Here is a 409-nt window from a genome sequence, read left to right on the forward strand (position 1 = left end):
CGCGGTCACCCTCGGTCGTGGCCGCCGTCGGGCGCACGCGCTCGAGCAGGCGGATCCGACCCGCGGACCGCCACGGGGCGAGCATCTCCTCCAGCACTCCGACCGCGACGCGCGGCTCGTGGCACAGCTTGGAGACCCAGCCGGCGCCGGGGTTGAGGGCGTCCCACGTGCGCGCGGCGTCCGTGAGCGGGTACGACCGGCGGTAGACGTCACGGATGCCGTCGCGCAGGGCGCGGTAGCGCGCGGTGACGCCGAACCGCTCGACCCACGCGCTCTCGTCCGGCGGCACCGCCTGCGACGTGAGCTGCCCGCCGATCCACGGGTGCTCCTCGGTGAGGACGACGCGGGCGCCCCGCTCGGCCGCCGCGAGCGCCGCGGCCAGGCCGCCGAGCCCGGCACCGACGACGAG

The 409-nt window shown here is 77.8% G+C and carries 1 protein-coding gene; it reads right to left on the reverse strand.

Going from position 1 to position 409, the window contains the following annotated elements; translation table 11 throughout:
• A partial coding sequence (locus G3I78_RS49650; RefSeq protein ID WP_164437249.1) for an FAD-dependent oxidoreductase occupies positions 1-409 on the reverse strand: 409 nt, incomplete at both ends.

This window comes from Streptomyces sp. SID13726, from assembly GCF_010548375.1.
Lineage (GTDB): Bacteria > Actinomycetota > Actinomycetes > Streptomycetales > Streptomycetaceae > Streptomyces.